At 66.0% G+C, this 24,513-nt stretch carries 17 protein-coding genes and 4 tRNA genes; 12 read left to right on the forward strand and 9 right to left on the reverse strand.

What is annotated here, in order from left to right; all coding sequences use genetic code 11:
- The first annotated feature begins 8 nt into the window (after nt 1–8).
- The gene (pstB, locus tag AB0H00_RS08815) at nt 9–785 is read left to right on the forward strand and encodes a phosphate ABC transporter ATP-binding protein PstB (protein WP_357263087.1); all 777 of its coding nucleotides are present in this window, start codon (nt 9–11) and stop codon (nt 783–785) included.
- Between the two features lie 196 nt (nt 786–981).
- On the opposite strand, the gene phoU is transcribed toward pstB, so the two are convergent.
- From phoU to AB0H00_RS08845, 6 genes are all read right to left on the reverse strand, one after another.
- Nucleotides 982–1,644, reverse strand: a complete 663-nt coding sequence (phoU, locus tag AB0H00_RS08820) for a phosphate signaling complex protein PhoU (RefSeq protein ID WP_357263090.1) — start codon at nt 1,642–1,644, stop codon at nt 982–984.
- Nucleotides 1,645–1,877: 233 nt separating this feature from the next.
- Nucleotides 1,878–4,094, reverse strand: a complete 2,217-nt coding sequence (locus AB0H00_RS08825) for an LCP family protein (RefSeq protein ID WP_357263093.1) — start codon at nt 4,092–4,094, stop codon at nt 1,878–1,880.
- Nucleotides 4,095–4,256: 162 nt separating this feature from the next.
- Nucleotides 4,257–5,405, reverse strand: a complete 1,149-nt coding sequence (gene dusB, locus AB0H00_RS08830; RefSeq protein WP_357263096.1) for a tRNA dihydrouridine synthase DusB — start codon at nt 5,403–5,405, stop codon at nt 4,257–4,259.
- Between the two features lie 63 nt (nt 5,406–5,468).
- The gene (locus AB0H00_RS08835) at nt 5,469–12,458 is read right to left on the reverse strand and encodes an alpha/beta hydrolase (RefSeq protein WP_357263099.1); all 6,990 of its coding nucleotides are present in this window, start codon (nt 12,456–12,458) and stop codon (nt 5,469–5,471) included.
- 162 nt (nt 12,459–12,620) lie between these two features.
- Entirely contained in the window at nt 12,621–13,052 is a 432-nt protein-coding gene (locus AB0H00_RS08840) for a YbaB/EbfC family nucleoid-associated protein (protein WP_357263101.1), read from the reverse strand.
- A gap of 60 nt (nt 13,053–13,112) precedes the next feature.
- Nucleotides 13,113–14,915, reverse strand: coding sequence for a hypothetical protein (locus AB0H00_RS08845; protein ID WP_357263104.1), 1,803 nt, complete (start codon nt 14,913–14,915; stop codon nt 13,113–13,115).
- 299 nt (nt 14,916–15,214) lie between these two features.
- Here AB0H00_RS08845 and AB0H00_RS08850 point away from each other — a divergent pair, with 299 nt between their 5' ends.
- Genes AB0H00_RS08850 through AB0H00_RS08860 form a run of 3 tightly spaced genes read left to right on the forward strand, consistent with a single transcriptional unit; the run spans nt 15,215 to nt 17,422 of the window.
- The gene (locus AB0H00_RS08850) at nt 15,215–15,643 is read left to right on the forward strand and encodes an XRE family transcriptional regulator (RefSeq protein WP_357263107.1); all 429 of its coding nucleotides are present in this window, start codon (nt 15,215–15,217) and stop codon (nt 15,641–15,643) included.
- Nucleotides 15,644–15,665: 22 nt separating this feature from the next.
- Nucleotides 15,666–16,169, forward strand: coding sequence for a hypothetical protein (locus tag AB0H00_RS08855; protein WP_357263110.1), 504 nt, complete (start codon nt 15,666–15,668; stop codon nt 16,167–16,169).
- A complete protein-coding gene (locus tag AB0H00_RS08860) occupies nt 16,166–17,422 on the forward strand; it encodes an MAB_1171c family putative transporter (protein ID WP_357263112.1) in 1,257 nt (418 codons plus the stop codon). Before AB0H00_RS08855 ends, AB0H00_RS08860 begins: the two co-directional genes overlap by 4 nt.
- Here the strand turns inward: AB0H00_RS08860 and AB0H00_RS08865 are convergent.
- A complete protein-coding gene (locus AB0H00_RS08865; RefSeq protein WP_357263115.1) occupies nt 17,385–18,251 on the reverse strand; it encodes an SDR family oxidoreductase in 867 nt (288 codons plus the stop codon). The genes AB0H00_RS08860 and AB0H00_RS08865 overlap by 38 nt on opposite strands.
- A 181-nt stretch (nt 18,252–18,432) precedes the next feature.
- On the reverse strand, nt 18,433–19,404 hold the full coding sequence (locus AB0H00_RS08870) for an acyl-ACP desaturase (protein WP_357263118.1): 972 nt from the start codon (nt 19,402–19,404) through the stop codon (nt 18,433–18,435).
- A gap of 761 nt (nt 19,405–20,165) precedes the next feature.
- Between AB0H00_RS08870 and AB0H00_RS08875 the strand changes: the two genes are divergently transcribed.
- Nucleotides 20,166–20,525, forward strand: coding sequence for a hypothetical protein (locus tag AB0H00_RS08875; protein WP_357263121.1), 360 nt, complete (start codon nt 20,166–20,168; stop codon nt 20,523–20,525).
- A 132-nt stretch (nt 20,526–20,657) separates the two neighbouring features.
- Here AB0H00_RS08875 and AB0H00_RS08880 read toward each other — a convergent pair whose 3' ends face one another.
- Nucleotides 20,658–21,068, reverse strand: a complete 411-nt coding sequence (locus tag AB0H00_RS08880) for a hypothetical protein (RefSeq protein WP_357263124.1) — start codon at nt 21,066–21,068, stop codon at nt 20,658–20,660.
- A 65-nt stretch (nt 21,069–21,133) separates the two neighbouring features.
- Between AB0H00_RS08880 and AB0H00_RS08885 the strand changes: the two genes are divergently transcribed.
- The 7 genes from AB0H00_RS08885 (at nt 21,134) to AB0H00_RS08915 (ending at nt 24,450) form a co-directional block, all read left to right on the forward strand.
- Nucleotides 21,134–21,206, forward strand: a tRNA-Lys gene (locus tag AB0H00_RS08885).
- A gap of 996 nt (nt 21,207–22,202) precedes the next feature.
- The gene (locus tag AB0H00_RS08890) at nt 22,203–22,868 is read left to right on the forward strand and encodes a TetR family transcriptional regulator (protein WP_357263127.1); all 666 of its coding nucleotides are present in this window, start codon (nt 22,203–22,205) and stop codon (nt 22,866–22,868) included.
- Between the two features lie 94 nt (nt 22,869–22,962).
- A tRNA-Glu gene (locus tag AB0H00_RS08895) sits at nt 22,963–23,035 on the forward strand.
- A 29-nt stretch (nt 23,036–23,064) separates the two neighbouring features.
- Nucleotides 23,065–23,138: transfer RNA gene (locus tag AB0H00_RS08900), tRNA-Asp, on the forward strand.
- A 58-nt stretch (nt 23,139–23,196) separates the two neighbouring features.
- Nucleotides 23,197–23,270: transfer RNA gene (locus AB0H00_RS08905), tRNA-Phe, on the forward strand.
- A 231-nt stretch (nt 23,271–23,501) separates the two neighbouring features.
- Entirely contained in the window at nt 23,502–24,182 is a 681-nt protein-coding gene (locus tag AB0H00_RS08910) for a GAP family protein (RefSeq protein WP_357263129.1), read from the forward strand.
- 85 nt (nt 24,183–24,267) lie between these two features.
- Nucleotides 24,268–24,450: a hypothetical protein gene (locus AB0H00_RS08915; RefSeq protein WP_357263132.1), complete on the forward strand. Its 183-nt coding sequence runs from the start codon at nt 24,268–24,270 to the stop codon at nt 24,448–24,450.
- Nucleotides 24,451–24,513: the final 63 nt, after the last annotated feature.

Genomic DNA, 24,513 nt, shown 5'->3' on the forward strand with positions numbered 1-24,513 from the left:
TTACCGAAATGGCCAAGCGGATCGACGTCAAAGATCTGAACATCTTCTACGGCAAGTTCCACGCCGTATCCGAGGTGTCGCTGAATGTGCTACCGCGCAGCGTGACCGCCTTCATCGGTCCCTCCGGCTGTGGCAAGTCCACAGTGCTGCGTTCGCTCAACCGCATGCACGAGGTAACCCCGAACGCTCGCGTCGAGGGCGCGGTTCTGCTGGACGGCGAGGACATCTACGGCTCGCAGGTCGACCCGGTCGGCGTGCGCCGCACCATCGGTATGGTTTTCCAGCGGCCGAACCCCTTCCCCACCATGTCCATCAAGGACAACGTGGTGGCCGGACTCAAGCTGCAGGGCGTGCGCAACAAGAAGGAACTCGACGAGGTCGCCGAGCGCTCGCTGCGGGGCGCCAACCTGTGGAACGAGGTGAAGGACCGCCTGGACAAGCCGGGCGGCGGCCTCTCCGGCGGCCAGCAGCAGCGTCTGTGCATCGCGCGTGCCACCGCGGTGTCGCCCGACGTGCTGCTGATGGACGAGCCCTGCTCGGCGCTGGACCCGATCTCCACCCTGGCGATCGAGGACCTGATCACCGAGCTGAAGAAAGAATTCACCATCGTCATCGTCACCCATAACATGCAGCAGGCCGCGCGCGTGAGTGACCAGACCGGCTTCTTCAACCTCGAGGCGCAGGGCAAGCCGGGCAAGCTGATCGAGATCGACGACACCGAGAAGATCTTCTCCAACCCTTCGCAGAAGGCCACGGAGGATTACATCTCAGGCCGCTTCGGCTGATTTCGACCACCGAGTACTTTGCTCGCAACAAGAGAGTTCTGGGCGGTATCGACTGCCCAGAACTCTCGTGTTCCCATCGGCGCAGTGCGATCGAAACACCGCCTACGACCTCCCGTGGGCGCCGCCGACCGGATTTGTGTCAGACCGGGCTCGGCTGGAAACGACCCCGTCGTCGCGGACGTGGCAAGAGGTCTTCTCACGCCTCGGTATCGGGGTCCGCGGGGAGGACTCCGGTGACCAGGAAGATGACGCGGCGGCCGATTTCGACGGCGTGGTCGGCGAAGCGCTCGTAGTAGCGGCCGAGCAGCGTGATATCGACGGCGGCGGCGACGCCGTATTTCCAGTCCCGGTCCATGATCAGCGTGAAGAGGTGGCGATGCAGGTCGTCCATCGCCTCGTCGTCCTCGTTCAGCTGGGCCGCGCGCTCGGGGTCGCGAGTCTCGAGGACCTCCTTGGCGCCGGCGCCCATGTTCACCGCGATGCGGCCCATTTCGGCGAAGTAGCCGTTGACCGCCTCGGGCAGCGCGTGGTTCGGGTGCCGCCTGCGCGTGACCTTCGCCACGTGCAGCGCCAGCGCGCCCATGCGGTTCACGTCGCCGACGATCTGGATCGCGCTCACGACCTGCCGCAGATCACCCGCCACGGGCGCCTGCAGCGCGAGGAGAGCGAAGGCCTTCTCCTCGGCGTCTTGGATCAGGTCGGCAATCCGGTCGTGTTCGCTGATCACCTGCTCCGCCAAGGTGAGGTCGGCCTGGAGCAGCGACTGGGTTGCCCGGTCCATGGCCGACCCCGCCAGACCGGCCATCTCGCCCAGCACGTGGGCGAGATCGGCCATTTGCTCGTTGTAGATGACACGCATGAGATCAGACCCTAGTTCCCGGCGCTGACCAAGTCACCAACAACGGATGAATGACCGGTGCCGCGTGTTCGCCGGTACGTTGCCGCATGTGGCCAGGCCCGCCGGCCCCAGATGCGATCCTGGCATCTACGCGTCGAACCGACCGGCGACATGTGATGCGCATCGCACGGTGGACGTGCGGCCCCGGCACTAGGTGCCCGCGTATCGAGGGTCTGCGATGTCGGCGACCGGCCCTACTTGCAGATGTCTTCTGCGGCGTTGACGTGCTCGAGGTCGGAGGGAAGATTGACCGGCGTCATGCTGGCGGTCGAGCTGACCGGCACGTTGGTGATCGGATCGCCCACCGGAACCGGGCTCGTTACCGTGCCGGTGAAATCGGTTCCCAAGACGACCTCGATGATGCCGCCGAGATCGGACGCCTGTTCCAACGTCGTGCCCGGAATCGCACTGGCCACTGTCGCAGCCTCTGCCTCGTGTCCAGCCGCGTACCGGATCTTCGACGTCGTCGCGGTGCCGTTGGAGTAATTGCCCGTGTTGTAGATCTGGAAGCCCTGATTACCCAGTTTTGTCGACGCCTTGTTGGCCACGCCTCCGACGCCGGAGGCGTTCGAGACCAGCAGCGACACCGTGCTCGGATCGACCGCGGTCAGCTTCGGCGGTGCGGGTGGAGCTGTCGTGCTCGACCCTGGGGCGGGCGCCACCTTCTTCTCGCCGGGCAGCGGCTGGTCATCGATGACCGCGCGGAAGATGGCCTTGATGTCGGACTCGCGGGGAATCTCGTTGCCGTAAGAGGTGGTGCCTGCGGTCGGGATGGTCAGGAAGGTCACCGCACCCGCGTCGACCTTTTGCAGTGATCGTCCGAGCGTCAGCAGGTCGTTCGTATCGACCTGGTCAACCCACGTGTGCTTGGTGAACGCGTCGATGAAGCCGCGCAGCTTGCCGGGGTCGAACAGCACTTTGCTGGACAGCGCACCGCGCAGCAGCGAGGCAAGGAACCGCTGCTGTCGGTTGATGCGGTCGTAGTCGCTGCGTTCCTCACCGTAGACGTGCCGGGCCCGCACATAGTTGAGCGCGGTCTCGCCGCTGACGTGCTGCATACCGGGGTTCTCGAGGACAGTGCCGAGAATCCCGTCGACGATCGGCTTGGAGGCGCACACGTCCACGCCGCCGACTTGGTCGACCATCGCCTCGAATCCGGCGAAGTCGATGCTGATGAAGTGGTTGATGCTGAGCCCCGTCATCTTGGAAATGACGTTGAACAGGCACTTCGGGCCGCCGAGGGCATAGACGGCGTTGAGCTTGTCGCCCATCGCCGCAGGGAAGACCTCGTTGGTGTAATTGATTTTCTCGTTGTCCCAGCCATTGCACCGCGGCCGGCTCACGTCGAGGTCACGGGGGAACGAGACGACCACGACCCGCGATCGGTTCTTGGGGATATTCACCAGCATGACGGTGTCCGCCCGGGAGCCCTCGGCATCGTCGGTCGACCCCGCGCCGAGCTGCCCGTTGGCGCCCACACGGGTGTCGGTACCGACGAGCAGGAAGTTCTCGTCGCCGAGTTGCGCGCCCGAGTCGACGACGTCCTCGGTGTTGTCATCGAGCGCGGAAACCTGGGTGAAGCCGTTGGCGGTGGAACGCAGGTAACTCCAGCCGCCGCCGGTGGCCAGCAGAACGAGGACGGAGACGCCTGCCACCGCCGCTCGGCCCGCGGTCCGCATGCGCGTCTTTCGGCGTTGCCGGGCGGCTTCCAGTCGGGATTGCGACGGCGCACCGACCGCTTTCGGCTTGACGGCCTTGGATTCCGTCGTGGGCCAGCCCGAGCTTTTGCGTTTGGCACGCGTCGGCTCGGTCAGCGGTGGGAGGACGTCGGTAACTTCTTCGGCCGGTTCCGGCTCGGGCCGGATGCCGGGCTCCGGGCGCTCGGCGGGACGCCGGCCCCCGGCGCGCGAGGTCGGTGTGGCGTGTTCGCCGGCGATGTCCTGGACCACCGGCGAACTGCCGGTGTGCCGTGGCGCGGGCGCGTCGGGTGGGCGACGCGGGCCTGCCGCGCCGCGACCATTGGCGGGTTCCGGTGGGCGCCGGGCACCGGGCTCGGCGGGCCCTGGCGGAGCAGCCTGCCTCGGCGCCGGCTCGGTGCGGCGGCCCCGCACCGGTGGCGGGCCGGCGTCCTGCGGTGTCGGCTCGGTGCGGCGGCCCCGTGCTGGTGGAGCGCCCGCGTCCTGGGGCGCGGCTGCCCGGCGACCCCTGCGCCCGCCACGCTCGTTGTCGACCCGCTGGACGAGATCCTGGACTGTGAGCGGCGCGGAACTCTGGTCATGGGCGGCATCGGTATGTCGTGAGCGCCGGGACGCCTGTTCGGCGTCTCGTTCCGGGTAATCCGCCGCGGGATAGCGCTCCCACGGGGCGCGACCTCCGGGCCGTGGCGAACGCCCGTGCCGATCGTCACCCACCAACGAACCTCGCTTTTCGTCTTGCTTTCCGCCTCGGGCCATAGTCGACCGGCAGCACCGATCCCGCAATGATAACGATTCCGCCACGGCGGGCCACCCCAGTGCGAAATCGAAGAGATCGTGTCGTCGTCGGGACGGCGAGTTCGCTGCGGGGTTGCAGGATCAGCCGCCGCTGTGCATCACGTCGGCGGCCTGCGGCACCGCCGGATCGTCCGGATCGTCGAGCCAGCCATGCGGCAGCGCGACCTTGCCCGGTGAGCCCTGACGGCCGCGCGGCCCTTCGGCGTCCTTCGGAAACGGCGCGGTCGGATCGAGTTGTCCGACAAGGTCTTCCAGCTCGGTGAGACTGGATACGGTGGCGAACGTGCGCCGCAGATCAGCGCCGACCGGGAAGCCCATCAGATACCAGGCCATGTGCTTGCGCAGATCGCGCATGGCTTTGTCTTCGCCGAGATGTTCGGCGAGCAGCGCGCCGTGCCGATACAGCACGTTGCCGACCTGGCCCAAGTCGGGCGCGTCGGGCAGCGGCTCGCCGCGCAGCGCGGCCTGGAGTTCGGCGAACAGCCATGGCCTGCCCAGGCAGCCGCGGCCGACGACCACACCGTCGCAGCCGGTCTCGGCCATCATGCGGACCGCGTCGGCGGCGGCGAAGATGTCGCCGTTGCCCAGCACCGGGATCGCCGTGACGGCATCCTTGAGCCGGGCGATCGCGGTCCAGTCCGCCTGACCGGAGTACCGTTGTGCGGCCGTGCGCGCGTGCAACGCGACCGCTTGCGCGCCTTCGGCTTCCGCGATGCGGCCCGCGTCCAGATAGGTGCGGTGTTCGTCGTCGATGCCGATGCGGAACTTCACAGTCACCGGGACCCCCGCCGGTTCGGCGGCACTCACCATGGCGGCCACGATGCGGCGGAACAGGGTCCGCTTGTATGGCAGCGCGGCCCCGCCGCCGAGCCGTGTGACCTTGGGCACCGGGCAGCCGAGGTTGAGGTCTATATGATCGGCCCAGCCCTCGCCGACGATGATCCGCACGGCCTCCCCGAGGGTGGCCGGGTCGACGCCGTAGAGCTGCATAGAACGCGGATGTTCGTCGGCGTCGAAGGACATCATGTGCAGCGTCTTCTCGTTGCGTTCCACCACGGCCCGCGCGGTGATCATCTCGCACACGTAGATGGCGGTCGGGCTGCCGTACTCCCGGCACAGCTTCCGGAACGCCAGGTTCGTGATCCCCGCCATCGGGGCGAGCACCACCGGCGGATCGACCGGGTAGGGGCCGATTCGGACGCTTGCTTCCCTCAGGACATCGGACTGCACGACCCCCATTTTCCTGGACGGTCTTCTACGGTCGCCACGGGGTGGACCGCCACGCGCCCGCCGCTACTTATCGGGCGGGGGTTCGGCACCTTCCCGTGCCCGGCGTCGGTGCCATGGTTGTCTTTCGTGTGTGGTCGGCTGAGCGGGCGAATCGGCGGTTCGGGACCGGGGTCTCGACGCGGTTGACCGGACGCTCCACGGCGTCTCCGTCGAATGCTGGGATGGCGCGGAGTGTGCCGCCCACGATGTTCGGCCCGCGTCCGGCGGGGTGTGCTCCGCGGCCGGTCGACTCGCTGGGTCGCCTTCGACGGTCGCATCGGTGTCGCGTGGTGACTGTGCCTGCTCGCTCGAACAAGCCGTCCACGGTGTCGGACCGGGGGCGGCGGGATCGATCAGAGCGGTGCAAAACCTGTCGAGCCCCGTCGGCGCCGAGGGTTCGGCCGAATCGGGGACCTCCTGACCATCCGGTTCGGTCGGGCGGCCGGTGATCCTGTGTCGTGGGTGTGCGCGGTCGAGGTGGTCGGGTACAGGTTCGTGGAGGGCCGACAGGTCGCCGTTGTCGTTGCCGAGGAAGGCGACGAAGGCTTCTTCGATGTGTGGGTAGGACTGTTTCCAGCGATCGAGTGTCCGTACTCGGGGTGTGGGTGTGTCGTCCGGGTCCGTTTCCTGTGCGTCGGGATCTTCGATGTTCGTGTCGAAGACGACGATGGCGCCCTCGACGTTGGTGATGACGTAGCCGTGGGCATTGGTGCCGTCGTCGACGACGATGACGGCGGTGTCGGCGCCGTCCTGTCTGTTCTCGACGGCGGCGACGATCGGTGCCAGGAGATCATCGGTATGCGCTGTCAGCTCGACCTTGGTCAGCTGTGCCGCGATGGCGGTTTCCACTGTGCGCCAGTCATTTCTACCCGCTGCGGCTTCGCGTGCCTCCTTGCTTCCCAGCGCCGACACCACTTGGGCGACCCGGGCGACGCAATCGTTCCTTTGCCGAACCGCATCGCGGGCGGTCCCGGTGTGGTCGCTCGGTCCGCCTTCCGGCCGGTCGCCCGCCCGCGCCGGTTCGGCGGTGTCGATGAGGCCGCGTTCTTCCGGCATGGGGCGGACGTCGGAACCGCGCACGGTGTCGACCACCTCATCGAGGTCGACCTCTTCGTGGCGGTAGGGCTGCCGGTCGGCGTCGGCGAGCGGTTTCTGGTCGACCACGTTGCGTCGGCCGTCGTCGTATCGCCCGCGCTCGCAGTCAACGGGCGCTGAGCCGATCCTGCGGCCGGGCTGACGGCGATCCACCGCGACGAGGGTCTCGCCTCGGCCCGCGGTGATCTGCGCGACATTGGCCAGCGCCTCGGTGGGTAGTCCGGTCGCCGAGTCGTAGTGCAGATAACCCTGATGCACGGACTCGACACCGGCGAAGTCCGGCGAGTCCGGAAACTCGGCGCCGATTCGTCTGCCGCCGAACTTCTCGGAAGCAGGATCCATGCCGAGGCCGAGCCGCCAGTGGATGCGGCTCCACGGGCCGGGCTGGTCCGCACCGAACATGGTCACCAGATCACGCCACGAGGCGGCGACGAAGACGTTTTCCGCGCCGATGCCGAACTCCGCGGCATTGCGCAACGGGCCTGCCCCAGGCGAGCCCGAGAGAGTGATCGATGCGACCAGCCCTGCCAGCCTGCCGTACCTACCCGCATAGCATGTGGTGACCGAGCCGTAGCTGTGCCCGTAGATCCGGTTGCGGAGACGATCAGGGTCGGCGGTTCCGGCGAACTGTCTGGTGGCGTGGAACGCCGCGATATCGCTCAGCAACAGATCGCCGCCCTTTTCCGCGCGGCTGTGGAAGGCGGCCTTCAGGTAACCGGTGTTCGCGGTCCCGGTCGGCGCGTCGTATCCGATCCAGATGATCGACGCCAGCTCCAGCGATCGATCCACCCGCAGGGTTTCTTCATACAGGTTGCGCAGCGGCTTGAACTGGTAGGCCAGCGAGCGCGACGTCGTATTGGTGCCCGGCACATGCCAGTTCACCGTGTGCGCGGTGTCCACGTTGCCGAGTGCGACTACGGCCTTGCCGTCGCCGTCGAAGGCGGCCGAGTCGTAGGACAAGACGTGCACGGGCGGGCTGCCCGGTACCTCTCTTGCCTGCTGGTCCAACTGTGCCAAGTGATTTCGAGTATGGATCAGGTTGCCGAACTGCTTCGACTCAGCCGCTGTGAGTCCGGTGCGGAACCAGTCGAGGATTCGTCCGTCGGGTGGCCGGCGGGCGTTGAAAGCCCCCAGATCGCGGCTGATCGACAGCCGGTTAGCCCGGTCGCGGATCACCGCGGGAATGCCGTCGGCATTGCCGATCTGGTGCGGGAAGACCTGGATCAGCGCCTGCTGAGCGGCGCTCGGCTGACCCGGGTTCGCGAGGTCGCTCAGCGAATGCCACCACTGGGCGTTCTCGAATGCGCGGCGCGTCGCGGCGTCCGCGATATAGGTGTCGCCGCGACGCTGCAACGTATCCGCGTCGGCGAAGCCACCCGCGCGCAGGGCCGCGTCGGCCAACTGCCGCTGTTCGTCGGTGAAGCCGACGTCCCGAGGCAGTGCGCGCCCCAGATACGTCGGGCGGCCATCCACCTGGACTGGATCGGACGATTGCTCGTCGCCGTGGCTATTGGTGGGCGATCCGGTGATTCTGTGTGGTGGGTGTGCTCGGTGTTCGTGGCCGGGGTGTGGTTGATGGAGAGCACCGAGGGTGCCGTTGTCGTCTTTGAAGTAGGCGACGAAGGCTTGTTCTATGTGGTGGTAGGTGGGTTGCCATTTATTGTCGCCGTTCTCGTCTCCGTCGTAGTTGCGTACGCGGGGGCTTGTGTCCTCGATGAGGGTGTCGAAGACAATGAGGTTGCCGTCGACGTTGGTGATGATGTAGCCGTGTGCGTCGGTGCCGTCGTCGACGACGATGACGGCGGTGTCGGCGCCGTCTTGTTTGGTGCGGACGTTGTCAGCGATGGTGGCAAGGGGATCGGTGCCGCCGGTTGTGGTGGGGTGGTGGTCGATTGCGGTGAGTTGGGCGTGGATGTTGGTTTCGATGACGCGCCAGTTGTCCTCGGCCTGCCATGCGGGGTCGTTTTCGTCGGGTTCGGGTGTGTTGTCGTTGCCGAGTGCTCGTAGAGTGCGGGTGAGCCGGACGGCGCAGTCCTCGATACGCCGGTCCGCCGATCGAGGGCTCGGAAGTGCATCGGTCGCCGCGGCATGGCCTTCCCGCGCATCCTGCGGCACCGTGTCCAGGTCGTCGATCGGCCGCTCTTCGAGGTCGTCCAGTGCCTGTGGATGCTTGACGGGGACGACCTGTCCGGCGGGGGTGTTGTGTCCGCCGGAGGTGCTGTGCCCGACGGGGCTTTCTGGGCCGACGGGTGCGGTGTGGTGTGTGGCGCTCGACGGTATCTGAGGCGCTCGACCTGTGTGCGGTGGATGTTGTTGTGGCGGTTCGACATTGGAATCTGCCGGCAAGGCAGGAAGAGCTGGGGTGGACGGGCCGCTGGTGTGGTCGGTGCGGAAGTTGGCCTTCTGGTGTTGTGCGGCCGCCTCCTGCAGTGGCTCGACCAGTGAACGAAGGGTGTCTTCGGTATGGACGAGCCGCGCCTGGGTCTCGCTGGTCGGCTGGGCATGGTGTTCGGCGGAGGCTTCCCTGTACTGGATGACGGCGTACTGAACCAGCGGGTTGTCGGAGAGAGCGTAGAGGTCGTCGCCGGATGAGGTGTAGTACCGGACGCTGCCTGGATCACCGTTGCGGGCGGCGCGGTTCTCGGCCTGGATGTCGATATCGCGGGACAGTGCCGAGCGGCCGGTGACAGCGACGTGCAGGCCGCCGAGTTCGCGGGTGGTCGCGTTGATCGGGATGTCGACGCCGCGGGCCCCTTGCATATTGATGATCAGGACCTTGCCCCGTTCGCCCGCCGCGTCGAAGATCTGCTGTAGATCGTCCTCGGCGCGGGTGCCGTGCTGGAGGAACCACTTCGCGTCCACTGCGACATGATCGACTTCGACCAGCTTCGACAGCGCGGCGACGATGTCGTTGCGGTCGCACAGGATCAGCTGCGGACGGCCTGTCTCCTGCATTGTCGCGATGTCCGCGGCGAGGTTCTGCAACTTCGCGGCCTCGTCCGGCGCGACCGTGTCCGCCATGACCTCGAGCCGCGACTCCGTGAAGCGGTCGATCTTGATCACCTCGCCCAACCCGTAGCGGTTCTGCAGTGTCGCGGCCGAGCCTTCGGCCGTGCCGGAGGCGCCGGTGACGAAGTTGTAATTCTCCCGGCCGAACAGTCGCTGCGCCGTAATGGATTTCGAAGTGTTGGGGTCGTTGCGGATCTCTAGTCCGCGCTCGGCCTCGATCGCCTGCGCCATGCCGCCGTTCCACCGGCTCTCGGTGGAGGTCTCTGGGTCGAACATCACCTTGTGGGTGGTCTGGTCGATGATGAATATCTTCTTGTGGCCGTTGATTTCGTGCACCACGTAGTGCACGTTCTCGACGTATTCCCACCGGGCCGATGCCGCCATGTCGAGCCGCCGCAGTTCGTTATCGTCCGGGGCGCGTTTCAGCAGTGCTTCCAGCTTTGCTCGACCGGCGTCGGTCAACATCGCCCGCCCGCCGCGCTGGTTGGGTTCCCGCCCGAAATCGGTCTCTGTCAGCAGGCCGCGGTCGAGGCTCTCGACCAGGAAGTCGCGGGCATCGGTGACCTGGGCCACGGTCTCGGGGTCCGCCAGCTGAGCGGCGCCGTCGGACAGGATGTACCGAGTGTCGGCGTGGACGAGCGCCTCGTCGATCTCGTCGATCGCGGCTCGGCGACCCGGCACCCAATTCTCCCGCAGTGCAGCGAAACCCACATCCTGTTGGGTGCCGATGTAGATCGTCGGTCTGCCCTCGGCCGGTGGCGGGGGTGCGTGGTCGGGGTTCATCCGCACCACATCGAAGCCGACTCTGCTCAAAACCGATTGGTAGCGGGTGAATTCGCGGTTGGCGAGATTATCGCGGGTGGTGATCACCTGAACCGCGCCGTGCTCCACCGCGTCGCGGGCCGCGTGTGCGAGGAACACCAGCGACTTGCCCTCCCCGGCATCCATATCGACCGGGCCGTCCCGCATTGCGATCAGCGCGGCCACCTGCGTCCACCGCAGTACTTTGTCCTCGCCGCGACGAATCACCTCGATCAGCGCGGCCGTCGCGTCGGCGGGATCGCCGACCAGCATCTCCATCAGCTTTTCGTCGGAGGCATTCACCAGTCGTTGCTCCTCCGGCAGGTCCTGCCCCGAGCGAGCCTCGTAGTCCTGGAGCGCCTCCTCGGCGGCACGCCGCACCGCATCGCCCGCCGAAAGGGGCGCTTCGCGCTCACCCGACGCGGTGTCGGGCTGATCGTCGGGAAGTGGCTTCCCCTCGTGCGCCGCGTCGGCCGCGTCTTCACCGTCGGATTCCGGCTCCGATCGTGTCGTCGGTTCCTCCGCTGGTTTCCCGGACTCGTCGACCGACGTGGTCCGATCCTCGGTCTCTGGTCTGCCGCTCTGTTCCGCGGAGTTGTCGGGCGACAGCGGCCGCTCGGAGCCAGGTCCAGCGGGCTCCGAGGCGGCTGCGGTCTCGTCCAGAGAGCTGTAATGCGGTGCGCTCGATCGTATTTCGGCATCGGCAAGTGGCTCGGACACTGGTTCCGTAGCGGAGTCGGCAGGCGGTGTCGCGACAACCTCCGGCTCAGCGGTGTTGCCACTGTTGGGTTCGGCGCTGGAGATCTCGGAGTCGATGCGAGGGACGAAACTGTTGCTTTTCGCCGACACCGTTTGGGGCGGTCGCGCCGCCGCACTGTCCACGGAAACCTGCGCCGGTCCGTTGGCGGCACCGGACTTCCCGCCGACTGCGGCGTGCGTTGGTTCGCCGAGGGCGCCCGCTGGCACGTCGGCTGTGGGTGCGTTCCCTTGGCGGAGCAGGGTGTGCAGTGAGTCGAGCAGTTTTTGCTGGTGGGCGGGGGGAGGGTTGTCCGGGTCGTAGTCGTGGGTGCGGATGCCGTGTTGCGCGAGGGCGTCGGTGAGGTCGCGGGTGCCGGGGGGCGCGTCGGGCACCGCAGCCACCGGGGAAGTTGGCGTAGCAGCGTGGATGTGGCGGGCGGCGTGGCTGGCGGCGCCGAGGAATCCGCTGGTGACTGCCGGGAGCAGCCCCTCGGTGAAGGTCTCGCGGGTGAATTTCTCACCGGAAAGCAAGATCGCGACACCGGTGCCCGCGACACCGCCCGCGAGGCCGCCGGCGGCGCCGACCAACGCCGTGCCGCCGATCTGGAAAGCCACCCGCCCGGCGGTACTACCGGCACGTTCGGCCGAGGAGACGGTCGCAGGTACGATCCAGCGGCGTCCGAGCCATTGGCCGAAAACCGCGCCGCTCGCGCCACCGACACCACCCGCGGCCGTTGCGATGCCTGCGGACTTCAGGTCCATCGATTCGCGGTTGTCGTCGGCGATCTGCTTCAGCTGGACCGCGGCATTGATGCCGCCACCTTGGAGCACGCCGATGATCGCCGCATTGCGGGCCAGTACCAGGGTGCTGCGTTCGGCTGCATACTTCGCGCCTTGCCCGGCGAGGTATTCCAGGAGTTTCCGGCGAGCGATCTGCAGCGCGGTTTCCGTCCGTGCCTTAGCCAAGTACGCTTCGATCGCGCCGCCCGCGGCGAACGTGATCGCGGCGTGCGTCAGGGTCCAAGCCAGGATCACCGCAAAGCCGATGACCGTCCATTTCTGCAGCTCGAGATTATTCGCGCCGTCGTACAGCTGTTCGGCCAGCTGGTCGTTGTAGTCGGCCTGGCTGCGGAAACTCTCGGCCAACTGCTTGTAACCGTCCTCGATCGCATCACCCGTACGACCTCGAATGGTGGTGTGCCGCTGCGCTGCTTTGGCGTCCATGTACGTCGCTTGGCCGCGGCACCATTCGGCTTTGTCCGACCAGTAATCGCCGTCGCGACGCATCCGGTCTTCGTCGGCGACCGGGAAGTGGCCCACCACACACTCCATCACTGGGGTGGGCAGCCATGGCGGCAAATGCAGGGTCATCCGTATTCCGAACCCGTCAACCGGCGTTCGTCGAGTGCATCCGTGCCCATGCCACCATCGACCGAATTACCACTGCGGAATCCTCCGACGGCAAGCGCGTTCCCGACCGATAGACATGTTGTCGCCCAGGTCGGGAGTGCGCTGATCGTTGCGCAGCAGGGGTCAATCCGCTGGATTCTGGTCGCCTCGGAGGAAGGCGCGGATATCGTGCAGGCTCGGGGTTTCCGACATGATGTCGGGGAGGTCCGGCATGTCGTCCAGATCGGCGGCGACGGGGGCGGCGATGGCTTCGTTGTGTTCACGGGCGCGGACAGCCGCTTCCCGCACAGCTTCGACGATGAAGCGAGCGAGTTCGCCCGGTGTCTTCCGCATTGCGGACGCGGTCAGCGTCAGGTCGGTCAGCACGCCGCTGGCGTCGACGGTAACCTCCACCGACTGATCCGGTGAACTGGCCCGCAGGCGAAAGGCTTCCAGCTGCCGGTAGACCTCGGTCAGCCGAGGTTTCTGCGCCTCGTAGGCGTCGAGGAGATGCTCGACCTGGTTGCGCAACCCGCTGTTGGCCGACCGCAAGCCTTCTCGCTTCCATCGGTCCATGCAGGCTTCCTTCCTGGACCCACGTGGCCCGAATCCGGATTCGGTGACACCGCAGGCTGCTCAGCATATCCGCAGCTCGGAGTCGGTTGAAGTGTCATGACACCGCCCGTGGCCTCCGCAGCGCGCGTCCGGCCGCGCCGTAGTCACCAGCAAGCGGTGCAACGCCTTCGCCGGGCCACTTGCCTTGTCGCCGTGCAGCTCGACGGTGGCGAACCCTTCGGCCAGTGCCCGCCCGGGAGACAGCACGCCGCAGTCGAAGCAGGCCCTGCTGAGCTGGGATCGCCAGCGCTTGTAGCCACCGACCACACGCCCGAGGGGGTCACCCGCGGCGCCGCTCACCCGCAGGTACTCGGTGATCAGCGCGCGCTGCACCTCTCGCCGCGCCCGGACCCCGCCGAGGAGGTCGAGCACATGACCGAACTCGAGCAGCATCGTCGCGTACATCGGCCGCGGCCAGACCACGTTGTCTGTCGAGCGTGCTGTCGCCTCCGCACGCCTGGACAGCAGGCCGGGGTCCGCCGCGCCCGCGCGGTCGAGGACGATCCACGGTTCCGGAGACTGCGACGGTGTGGCTTCCGACGACCCCGAGGAATGTGCCGGGGCACGGTTCTCGACCCGCGACAGGGCGCCGTCACCGGCTGCGATCTCGATGCCGCGCAGAACGATCGTGTACTTCGTGAGCACGGTGTCTACGGCGTCGGCTATCTCCTGCACCGTGTGCGCGGTCATACCTGCCGTTTCGAATCCGACGATTTCGAGGCCCTGCCGGGCCGCCATTTCCCGCGCGATCCGCATGGCCTCGTCGTTGGTGGTCTGCGGTGGCCGGGCCGCCGCTGGCTCCGGACGCCGGAATATGGTGCGGCCCTTTTCTTTCGAGGGGGCCGCGGGGCCCTGCGGACGGCCGGTGGGTCGCGGCGGGGAAACCCGTGGTGGCATTCCCCTTTCCGCGGGCCTCGCCGTGCTCGGTGCCTTCGACCACGGCGTGCCCGATGAATTCTGCGGCCGGGGAGCGTCGTCCGACGGCGCGGCGGAAGTCGTGGGAGCGAGTCGGGTTCCCGTATTCGTCGGCGGCGCTGTCCTGCCACGTCCTACCGGAGTGGTTGAGGCCGAGACGGTGGGGGCGGAGGTGGTCGGCTGGGACTGCGCCTGCCCTTCGTTCAGGCGGGTGTCGGAGTCGTAGCCAGGAGAAGCTGGATCGGCCGGTAGATCCGGCTGTCGCTGCGCTGCGCGCTGCCGGCTGGTATCGGTGCCGGGACCCACCGTCGGGCCTGCGTCCTGTCGCCCGGTGTTGTCGGCCGTCGGTTCACCGGCGATTGGCGGCGATCCGATGGGTTGCTGTGCGGGATCTTCGATCGGGCTCGGGGAACCGGTCGAGCGGGGGTAGGCCGATCCGCTCGGGTCCATGCTCGCGAGGTCGCCGCCGGTCGAATGCGCGCGGTTCACGTCGAGACCGCCGTCGCGATCCTGATTCTCTAATGCGTCGTTGGCGCCCCGGATGTCGGAACCTATCGCGCGGAGATTCGCCGCGAGGTTCTCGAAACCCTCCATGCCCTGCTCCGCGCCGGGCACATACGTTTGGGCGAAGGTCTTGCCGGGTTCGTCGTCGCCCCAGCACTCCCCTTCGCGGGCGAGGTCGGCGTTCAACTCCGCCGCCATCCGTGCAGTCTCCTCGGCGAGCTGGTGCAATTCCAGTGCTGACGCGTGCAACTCGTCGGTATCGATCCACAACGGCTGACCCATACGATCTCCCTCCGGAACACCCGCCGGTTCCGCGGCGCGGACCATGGCCCGCCCGGGCCGGCTGAACAGCACGCGCTTGTATGGCAGCGCGGCGCCACCACCGAGCAGGGTGCCCTTCGGCACCGGGCAGCCATGGTGCCAATGTGGTCAGCAAGCTTTCACTTGTGGTGATCTTGGCTGCTTCTGCCATCGTGGCCAGGTCCACGCCGTACAACTGAACAGGGCGCGGGAACTCGGTCTCTGCTCCTGCCCACTGTCGGTCCTCCCGCGCGACCCAACGCACATTGTCAACAAGCGTGGTTTCGGACTGTATTCTCTTCACATCAGTTGATGATTTGATTGCACCATGCCTGGTCTGGCCTGTCAACGGTCGTCAAGCGATAATGGGTTCGAAGGCATTCCAGTTGACGGGAAGGCGACCGGTGGACGAAACGGGCTCAACGTTGGCGTCGAGATTGACCCATCTGTTCGACGTCGTGCGCAGGCCGGACGGTCGCGAGTTCAGCAACGAGGAGGTCGCCACCGCGATCGCCCGCCAGCAGGGGGTGCGATTGTCCGGCTCGTATGTCTGGTACTTACGTACCGGTCAACGAGACAATCCGACCTTTCGGCACTTGAGCGCGCTGGCGCGATTCTTCGGGGTTCCCCCTGCGTACTTCTTCGACGAAGAGACCAGTCGCGAGGTCGACGCCGAATTGGGTCTGCTGGCTGCTATGCGGGACGCGGGTGTGCGTGATGTGGCGCTGCGGGCGGCGGGCCTGTCTGCCGAGAGTCTGGCGGCGGTCACTGACGTGATCAACCGTTTCCGCCGCTTGGAGCGACTGCCCGCAGGCCCGTCCGGCGACCGGTAGCGCGCGAAGAACCTCGACTGCCATGCGGACTACGGATTTGCGGAAGCGCTGCGAGAGGCGAATCGACGTGCTCGGGCTACCGGTTCGTTTCGGTATCGGCGAGGTGCGCGAGCGTTTGGCGAGTCATGTGGGCAGACGGATCGAACTGATCCCGATGGCCTTGCCGCCGGCGAGCCCACTCGGGCTGCTGATCACCGACGAACACGGGCATTCCGTCATCTACGAGGAGTCCGCTAGTCCGATTCACCGCCAGCAGATCATCTTTCACGAATTCGCGCATCTGCTCCTCGGCCACACGGGTCAGCCGATCGGCGAAGATCGACGGAACTGCGTGTTCGTGCACATCGCCCAGGAGATCCAGGGGCAGGTTCTCGCCAGGTCCTGCGGATCGACCGAGCAGGAGACCGAGGCGGAGATGACGGCGACGTTGCTCCTGCGGCGCGCGCACCGGTCGAGCCAGCCGGTCACCGTCGCCGCCGATCCGGCGATCGCCGACATAGTCCGCCGCTTGGATAACTCACTGTGACCCCCGACCCGATTCTCCTCATCTTGCTCACGGCGTTCGCTTGCGTCACTGTCCTGGCCATCAAGGCTCGCGACATCATGCGAGATCCGGACAACGGGATGCACCGTGCGAGTGCCCTTTTCACTGGTGCGATCCTGGCGACGATGATGCTCTGGCTCGAATCCGATGCCATTGACCACCACACCCATATTCCGACAATCGGCGTCATGCTCAGTGACGTCACAGCGATGCTCGCGGTGTGCGCGAGCCAGATATGGTTTGTGTACCTCACGACACCGACCGAGATCGCCCGCCGTAGGTCGCCGCTCTGCTGTGCGGGATTCGTTGTCGTCATCGCCGCAGTCGTCTCGCTGTTCGCCGCCTTCCCGCCGGCGTCCCCGAACGGTGCTCGGTATCGGTATCTGTTCATCTGCTACGTCGGTGTCAGCGCCGTCGCGGCAGTCGTGTTCGGGTTTCGCTACGCCGTGCTCACTGCGAAGCCATGGCTACGCATCGGATTCCGGGTTATCGCGATAGGCGGCATCGCCGTGATCGCGCGCCTTGCCTTCCTCGGATACGTGCTCGTCGCAGCCGATCTCGGCCACACACCCCAGCCGCTGCACGCGACCGTCGATGGGCTACTCACGGTAACGGGACTGCTCATCGTCATCGCAGGGATGGCGCTGCCCTCGGGCGGTGAGCTCCTCGGGTCGCTGCTCCACGCTTACCGATGCCACCGCGCCGAACGACAACTCATTGAGCTGAGCGGGCACCTGACATCCGCCACCGGCACGGCAAGCGCTGTGCCCATCCCCATCGGCCGTGAATGGAATCCTTTACGGGACGCCGAATTTCGGCTCTGTCGCCGGGTTGTCGACATTCGGGATGCTCAACTGGCGTTGCGCGGGCATGCCGATCCACGGGCGCGACAACTCGCCGCCGAACGGTCCGACGCGCTCGGCCTGCCGGACCACGAGCGCGGCCCGATGATCGAGGCGGCCGTCATCGCGGCCGCGATCCGGGCGAAGCGGGCGGGCATACCACCCCAACACAACATGACGATGACCCTGTTCGCACAACACGGCGGCGCTGACACGCTGCTCGACGAGGCCAGATGGCTCGGACATGTCAGCCGCGCACTGCGATCCTTCGAGATCGCACGCCCCGAAACGCTGAGGTCCAGCTGCCGCGATCGAGCCTGTGCTGTCGACGGCACCTCTCCTTGTCAAGCTGCCATTATTCGCCGCGCAGCCTGCGGTGGTACTTCTCCCTGAGCGTCGGGTCGGCCTGCGCGTACGCCGTTGTCGCCCCGGTGAATCGGGCCACCAGGAGCTGGGCGCGGTAGGGCAGCAGCTGTGTGGACTTGATGATCGCGGTCAGCCTGCGCGGCACTGTCACCAGCGGACGTGGCCGGAGCACCGTGCCGACGATCGCCCGTGCGACGTCCTCGGGGTCCACCGTGGTCAGCGGCGTGATCCACTTCGGCATGTTGGCGCCCGCGGACAGCTCGGTGCGCACGATGCCCGGCAGCACTGCCGAGACCCGCACGCCGTGTTCCTTCAGCTCCAGATGCAGCGCCGAGGTGAATCCCACCACCGCGTGCTTGGTCGCGGAGTAGGTCGCAAGGCCGGGTAAGCCTTGCGTGCCCGCCAACGACGCGATATTGACGAGGTGGCCGCTGCCACGCGCCAGGAAGCGCGTGATCGCCAGCCGTGAACCGGTCAAGACGCCGCGCAGGTTGATGTCGATGATGCGGTCGGTCATCGCCTCGTCCTCGTCGACGAACAGACCCGTCGGCATGATGCCCGCGTTGTTCACCAGTACGTCCACCAAACCGAGCTCATGCTCAACCGCGTCGAGGAAGGTGGCGAACGAGTCGCGGTCGGTGACGTTCAGAGGTAGGCCGATCACCTTCGCGTCCGGATCGGCGCCGAACTCCGCCGCCGTTTTGGCGACCAGCTCGATATCGATATCACCGATCGCGACGACCGCACCCGCGGCGAGGAACGCCTCTGCGGTGGCGCGGCCGATACCGCGAGCCCCACCCGTGATGGCCACGACCTTGCCTGCGAGCACGGCGCCACCCTGGGTTGTTGTTGTCATCTCGTCGGCCTTCCGGAGTAGCGGTCAGAGTCCACGAACGATGGTTCTCTTCATGATCTCGTCGGCGCTGCCGTAGTTCTTCCGAATTCGGAAATCCGTGTGGGTCCGCAGGAGCCGGGAAATAGGCGCGCCGCCATCCAGAAGTCCGGACGACGGCGCCGTTGTGCCAGGGAGTGTGCCGTCAGCCCACGGTACTGCCCGCCATCTGGCGCTCGCGCTTGGCGGCTTCGCGGGCGAGCATGCGATCGCGCTGCTCCTCGAACTTGAGCACATCGCCGGCCAACTTCTCGAGGAAGAGGCCGAGCCGCTCGCGGACAGCTTCACCGCGCGCGGTGAAGTCGGTGCGCTCGAAGATGTCCCACTTCTTCAGCACCGGCTGGACGACCTCCTCCAGGTGCTGGCGCAAGTCGTAGATGCCGTGCTTGGCCATCAGCACGCCGTTGCGGCGGAAGTTGGGCATACCCGCGCCGGGCATCTGGAAGTTCTCCAGGATCAGAGTGATCGCCTCGATAGCTTGGTCGGGAGACAGGTCGAGGGCGGCGCCGCACATGTTGCGGTAGAAGATCATGTGCAGGTTCTCGTCAGCGGCAACGCGCTGCAACATGCGGTCGGCGATCGGATCGTCGCAGACCTTGCCGGTATTGCGGTGACTGACGCGGGTGGCCAGCTCCTGGAACGTGACATACGCGACCGAGTGCAGGAATCCGGCATCGGCGTCGGCGGGGGAGGCGAAGCCGTTCGTCATATGGATCATCCGGGCTTCTTCGAGCGCGACCGGGTCGACACCGCGGGTGACGACGAGGTAGTCCCGCATGACGATGCCGTGTCGGTTCTCCTCGGCGGTCCAACGGCCCACCCAAGTGCCCCACGCGCCGTCCTGGGAGAAATTCTCGGCGATCTCCCGGTGGTAGGACGGCAAGTTGTCCTCGGTGAGCAGGTTGGTGATCATGGCCGCCTTCGCGACCTCATTCAGCCGGGACTGGTCCGGATCCCAATCGATGCCCCCGAGTGCGGAGAAATTGCGGCCTTCGTCCCACGGGACGTAGTCGTGCGGATGCCATTCCTTTGCCAAGGAGAAGTGCCGGTTGACGTTTTCTTCGGCAACCGGCTCCAACTCCGTCAGAAGCTCGAGTTGAGTCAGATCCCTTGCCATGTATGAACCCTTCAGTGTGTGCGTCCGGTCTTACAGGTCATCCCCACGGTAGACCGATGCCGATGCGGCCATACCTTACGGCACCGTAGGTGTGATGCGAAACGCATCCGTTAGTCAATTGATGCCCTGGTGATGCACGTCATGCGCCGTTACTGGCGTTCTGCGATCCTCACGAGTGTATGGCTTCGGGCCGCCGCGAGGGGACTATCGCCACGGGCCGAAGCGGTGTTAGCCCGACATGTCGCATCCCATAGTGCCGGAACGCACAGATGTGCGGCCGTCGCGCGGGCGAGGACGAAACGCGCGCTCGGGCGCGTCATGGCTTCCCGCGGAACACGCTATCCAGCACTTTCCGGGCATGCCGCCCACGTTTTCGGCCAGCGCCCACGCCCTAGAGCTCTGGCCGCTGCCGTCATTTTTGCCGCCTCTGCCGCAGACCCGGCCCGATCCGGCCGGTCGCGGACCAGGTCTGCGGCGTGCCGTGCCGCTGCCTGGCGTCCATGTGCTCGCCAGGCAGGAGAGCAGATGATCGGGGCAGGTCGACGCCGGGATCGCGATCAGATCGTTGCCTCGGTCCGTCGATGGCTCCGGGCGCGTTGACCACCGTGCCGTCGTCGTTACCGAAGCCGTTTATCGATGATCGTTCACTGCGCGGAGTTCACCCGAAACGGGTGAATCAAGCTCGGATGGGTGTTCATACGCTGGTGGGGTTCGTGTCAGCGATTCCTTGTGCGTCGACCGCACGACCCGAAGGAGAAGCAATGACTGAAACCGGCATGCAGGTCAAGAAAATGACCGTGTCTTCGTCGTCGATATCCCAGTCCTCCGCAGAGCAAAAGAGCTCACCTGGCTGGTACAGGCTGTACAACGATTCCGGCCAGCACGTCTCGGTCTACCGGCAAGAGTGGGACGTGCCCAAGGAGCTGTTCGAACTGGCCCCCGGTGCCACCAGCGACCAGTATGAGTCCGGGCACGAGATATACATCCTGTTCTCCGAGGGGAACGAGGCGAAGCCGATCGAGTGGACGGGTTCAGGTTCGGACCTGTCGTTCACCGTCTCATACAACGTCACCGGATATACGCACGGCAACGGAGTGAACAACGTGAGCGCCTTCCACTAGGTGGCGCGAATCGAAGCGGCATCTGAGCCTGGTGCGTTGGCTGCGGCCGCGCATCCGTGCCCGGACCGAATCAGCAGAAGAGACCCCACAGCCCCGGAAGCGACTTCCGGGGCTGTGGTGTGTGTTAAGAGTTCAGGTGTTCGCTGGTTCTGGGACAGGTAGTAGCACTTCGCCACCGTCGAGGGGCGTCATTCCGCTGTTGGAGAGCTCGGTCACCCACTTCTGCACGTCGTCCGTGGAGATCGACCGCAGGACGTGTTTCTCCCACCGTGGGCGCACATGGTCGCGTAGGCGGGCCTTGTCGGAGCGACCTGTGCTCTTCCTCACGATCCGCGCCGCGTCCCAACTTGCTTCCCGCTCGCCCCACGTCAGTTTGTCGGCCCCCGCAGGGGTAGGCGACTTCCTCTCGGCGACTTCCTTGTTCCCGGCTTGCCGCTCAGCCTCCGGCTTCCGGGTGAAGGTGCCCGCGCTCCGCTTCCTCCCGCTGGCGTCGCGGTAGACGCCCCTGTGCTTGCCGCTGGGGAGCTTTTCCGCCCACGCCATCGAACCGGCCCACCCTCCAATCGGTTCGTGCCCCATGCCCGCTGTCAGCTATGCTTTCCAGCCGAGCCCCTTTAGCTCAGTTGGTAGAGCTGGTGACTTTTAATCACTAGGTCGTAGGTTCGAGTCCTACAGGGGGCACTCATCTCGACGGCAGGGCCGCGGGCGTGCGCGCCCCACGTTTGCCCCACGATTCTAGCGTTTCCGCTGGTAGAAGCGCCCCAACCCTTGGATTAAAAGTCCGTAGCTCTACCAACTGAGCTATAGGGGCGCGGAGAAACAGTGTAGTGCGATCGGTGCCCGATGCCCCAATCGGGGGAGTTGATGTCGGTAGGTGCGGTCGACTGGGGTGTGATGAGGGTCCGGTCGACGCCGTGGTCGGTGACGATCGTCTGCCGCCGTGGGGGTGCTGTGCCGGGGTGACGCGGGGCGCGCGGACGACGATGCAGGCGGTAAACATTTGCCACCCAGCTTTGTTCATCGTAGACGGGTCTGGATATCATCCAATCGTGTTGGCTGGCAATGTGTTTGGATTCTATGGAAGTGGGGTCCCTCGACGCGGGGTGGCTCGCGGGGCGAGTTGGCGAGCAAGGCGCCGTCGGTGGCCGGTCGGTCGGACCGGGTGAACATCACTGGGCCGCTGGCGAATTCGCGCAGCCGTGGGACGAGGGTTTCAAGTTGCCAAATATTTGCCGTTACTGAAAGTGGAGCGGGATGGCTGCTTGACTCGTCGGTTTGCCGCGTGTCGGACCGGGTTTCCGGGTACGGTGACGCCTTGGTGAATTCCGGAAGAATCGCCGACTCGCTCGGCGATGCGGAATTCGGCTTATCGTTGGTGTGCCCGAAGGTGCTGCGGTCGGTCCGGCCGATTGCGGCTCGGTGGAACTCGATGCCGCAGGAGGAGGCAGGTCCGAGACGAAGAAATGCCCGGGTGCGCACCCCCTGCGGCGCGCCCGGGCAGGAAAACTATACCAGCTGGTGTGTTTCAGGTTTTTCGCAAGTTTTCGTACCGAAAGTTTGAAACTGGGCGAAAACCCGGTTTGAAGTATTGATAAAAACTCATAACTTCGCGCCAAGGGTCTGTTCCTTTTGGGGGTGGCTGCTTGGCGGCGAGTAGGCTTCGGAGGCGTTTCGAGCATGGCACGGCAGCAAGAGCGGGCCCGCCGGACACGCGCGGCGATTATCAGATCCGCCGCCGTTGAGTTCGGGAAGAGCGGCTATGCCGCTGCATCGCTCAACCGCATATTGGAAGGGTCGCGTGCCACGAAGGGCGCCATGTACTTCCATTTCGATTCCAAGGAAGACCTCGCGCGCGCGGTGCTGGAGACCGCCGTGGAACGCTACCGTGCCTCCGCCGAGCGTTGGCTTGCGCGAGCGGATCTCACCCCGCTGGACATCCTGCACGGGATGGTCGACGAGATCGCGTTGCGACTCGAGCACGACATCATCGTGCAGGCCGAGCATCGGCTGATCATCGAGCCGGATTTCTCCCGCGACGTCCAAGCGGGCGGCGGACGCATCGTCGGTCGCACGACGAGGGTGCTCACCGTGCGCGCCATCGACCACGGGCAGCTGCGCGCCGACGCCGATCCCGACCGGTTCACACGCACGCTTGCTGCCGCACTGGCCGGCCAGCGATACATGGTCGACCTGATCAGCGGGCCGGTCGATCTGCGGTCGCGGTTCGAGGAAGCGCTCGAGGTGGTGATCGAGGCGATGGCGACCTCGGAGTGGCTGGCGAATTTCCGCAGTGACGGCTGGCGTACCCAAGCCCGCCTGGAGGAGCTCAGTTTGGGGCTCTGACCAGCCGGTTTGGGGATCCGGTCCGGTCTGTCATAAGCTATCCCAGCTCCCAACGGACAGCCGTTGAAAGCCGGTCCGGAGAAATCCGGGGCGAGCCCCCTTCGTCTAGCGGCCTAGGACGCCGCCCTTTCAAGGCGGTAGCGCGGGTTCGAATCCCGTAGGGGGTACGATTTTCGGATCGTTGGTAGCAGAGCATGGCCCTGTGGCGCAGTTGGTTAGCGCGCCGCCCTGTCACGGCGGAGGTCGCGGGTTCGAGTCCCGTCAGGGTCGCAAGTAGGCGCCGGAGCAATCCGGCGTTTCGCTTATGGCATTCACTTCGGGTGCCTGCGGCCAGGTAGCTCAGTTGGTACGAGCGTCCGCCTGAAAAGCGGAAGGTCGCCGGTTCGATCCCGGCCCTGGCCACTCGATCCCCCTGACAGATAGCCCGGTCGGGGGGATTTTTCCATGCCATACCCGTGAGCAGACAACCACTGGTGACCGACGACTCCGACCTCCGGACACGGCCGGTTGGATAGTTATGTGCCGTAGCGGGGCTGAAACCGTTCTGAGGAGTGGCGGATCCCATAGCGATGCACGATTCTTCGTGGTTGTGTGCTCGGTTGCCTCGCAGCAGGTGGGTAGGCTGGCGCCGCCATGCCGACCCTTCTCCTCGCGCTCGCGGGTCTCGCCTTCCTCGACTCGCTCGACGTCCTGCTCGTCGGCGTCACCACGGTCGTCGTCTTCGACAGCAGGCTGAGCCGCCGCTCGCCGCTGGTCGGTGGACTGAGTTTCTTGGCCGGGGTCTTCGCCGTCACCACCGCATTCGGGCTCTGCAGTGTGTTGGGAATCGGCTTTCTGACCGATCTGATGGACCTCGAGATCACCCCGATGGTGCGGTATCGGTGTGAGCTCGGTCTCGGCGCGGTGCTGATCGCCCTCGCGAGCATTCGAATGACCGGCCGAACGTCGGCCCCGGAATGGGCGACGCCTATGCGACGGCAACCGTGGGCGCTCGCGTTGATCGGCGTGGCGATCGGTATCGCGCAGGCGCCGACGGCAGTTCCTTATCTGGCCGGGCTGGCGATGCTCTCCGCGCGGAATCCATTGCCGACGCTGTGGCCGCTGATCGTGGTCGCCTATTGTGCGCTCGCATTGCTGCCGCCGGTGGTGATTCTCGCCTTCGCCGTGCGGGGCACGACCCGGGCTCGGCGCGTCTATCGAAAAGTCGTTCGCGTTCTTGCGGCATATGGCCCGAAATCGGTGCGCGTTCTGTTCGTCCTCTTCGGGGCGGTTCTGATTTGCGACGCGGCCATCCATTACTCGAGTCTTTGGTAAGTCCGCGGGAATTCCGGTCGTCGCGTCGGCACCCGATGAAAGGAAAATGTGAAGCGGGCGCGGTGTCGGGTGGGATGCTGGAGGTATGGCTGAGCGCTGGTATTACTGCTTGAAGCACAATCGGGCCGAGCAAGGACGGCAGTGCTGGTTCCGCGATCGAATGGGGCCGTATCCGGACCAGGCGACGGCCGAGCGGGCTCTGGAGATCGCGCACGCGCGCAACGAGCGGGAGGATGCCCGGGATCGTGCCTGGCGGGACGGCGACTAGGTGGGCTGCCGTCTGCCGCAATAGCTCTCACGTCGGTGCGATACTCCACCACGTGAATTCGGC

The sequence above is a fragment of the Nocardia sp. NPDC023852 genome (assembly GCF_040639505.1).
Lineage (GTDB): Bacteria > Actinomycetota > Actinomycetes > Mycobacteriales > Mycobacteriaceae > Nocardia.

What these genes read in the sequence shown, in the direction of transcription:
- pstB (WP_357263087.1), top strand. Translation starts at nt 9, where the DNA reads ATGGCCAAGCGGATCGACGTCAAAGATCTGAACATCTTCTACGGCAAG.
- phoU (WP_357263090.1), bottom strand. Translation starts at nt 1,644, where the DNA reads ATGCGTGTCATCTACAACGAGCAAATGGCCGATCTCGCCCACGTGCTG.
- AB0H00_RS08835 (WP_357263099.1), bottom strand. Translation starts at nt 12,458, where the DNA reads ATGACCCTGCATTTGCCGCCATGGCTGCCCACCCCAGTGATGGAGTGT.
- AB0H00_RS08840 (WP_357263101.1), bottom strand. Translation starts at nt 13,052, where the DNA reads ATGGACCGATGGAAGCGAGAAGGCTTGCGGTCGGCCAACAGCGGGTTG.
- AB0H00_RS08855 (WP_357263110.1), top strand. Translation starts at nt 15,666, where the DNA reads ATGCGGACTACGGATTTGCGGAAGCGCTGCGAGAGGCGAATCGACGTG.
- AB0H00_RS08865 (WP_357263115.1), bottom strand. Translation starts at nt 18,251, where the DNA reads ATGACAACAACAACCCAGGGTGGCGCCGTGCTCGCAGGCAAGGTCGTG.
- AB0H00_RS08870 (WP_357263118.1), bottom strand. Translation starts at nt 19,404, where the DNA reads ATGGCAAGGGATCTGACTCAACTCGAGCTTCTGACGGAGTTGGAGCCG.
- AB0H00_RS08875 (WP_357263121.1), top strand. Translation starts at nt 20,166, where the DNA reads ATGACTGAAACCGGCATGCAGGTCAAGAAAATGACCGTGTCTTCGTCG.
- AB0H00_RS08880 (WP_357263124.1), bottom strand. Translation starts at nt 21,068, where the DNA reads ATGGCGTGGGCGGAAAAGCTCCCCAGCGGCAAGCACAGGGGCGTCTAC.
- AB0H00_RS08890 (WP_357263127.1), top strand. Translation starts at nt 22,203, where the DNA reads ATGGCACGGCAGCAAGAGCGGGCCCGCCGGACACGCGCGGCGATTATC.
- AB0H00_RS08910 (WP_357263129.1), top strand. Translation starts at nt 23,502, where the DNA reads ATGCCGACCCTTCTCCTCGCGCTCGCGGGTCTCGCCTTCCTCGACTCG.
- AB0H00_RS08915 (WP_357263132.1), top strand. Translation starts at nt 24,268, where the DNA reads ATGGCTGAGCGCTGGTATTACTGCTTGAAGCACAATCGGGCCGAGCAA.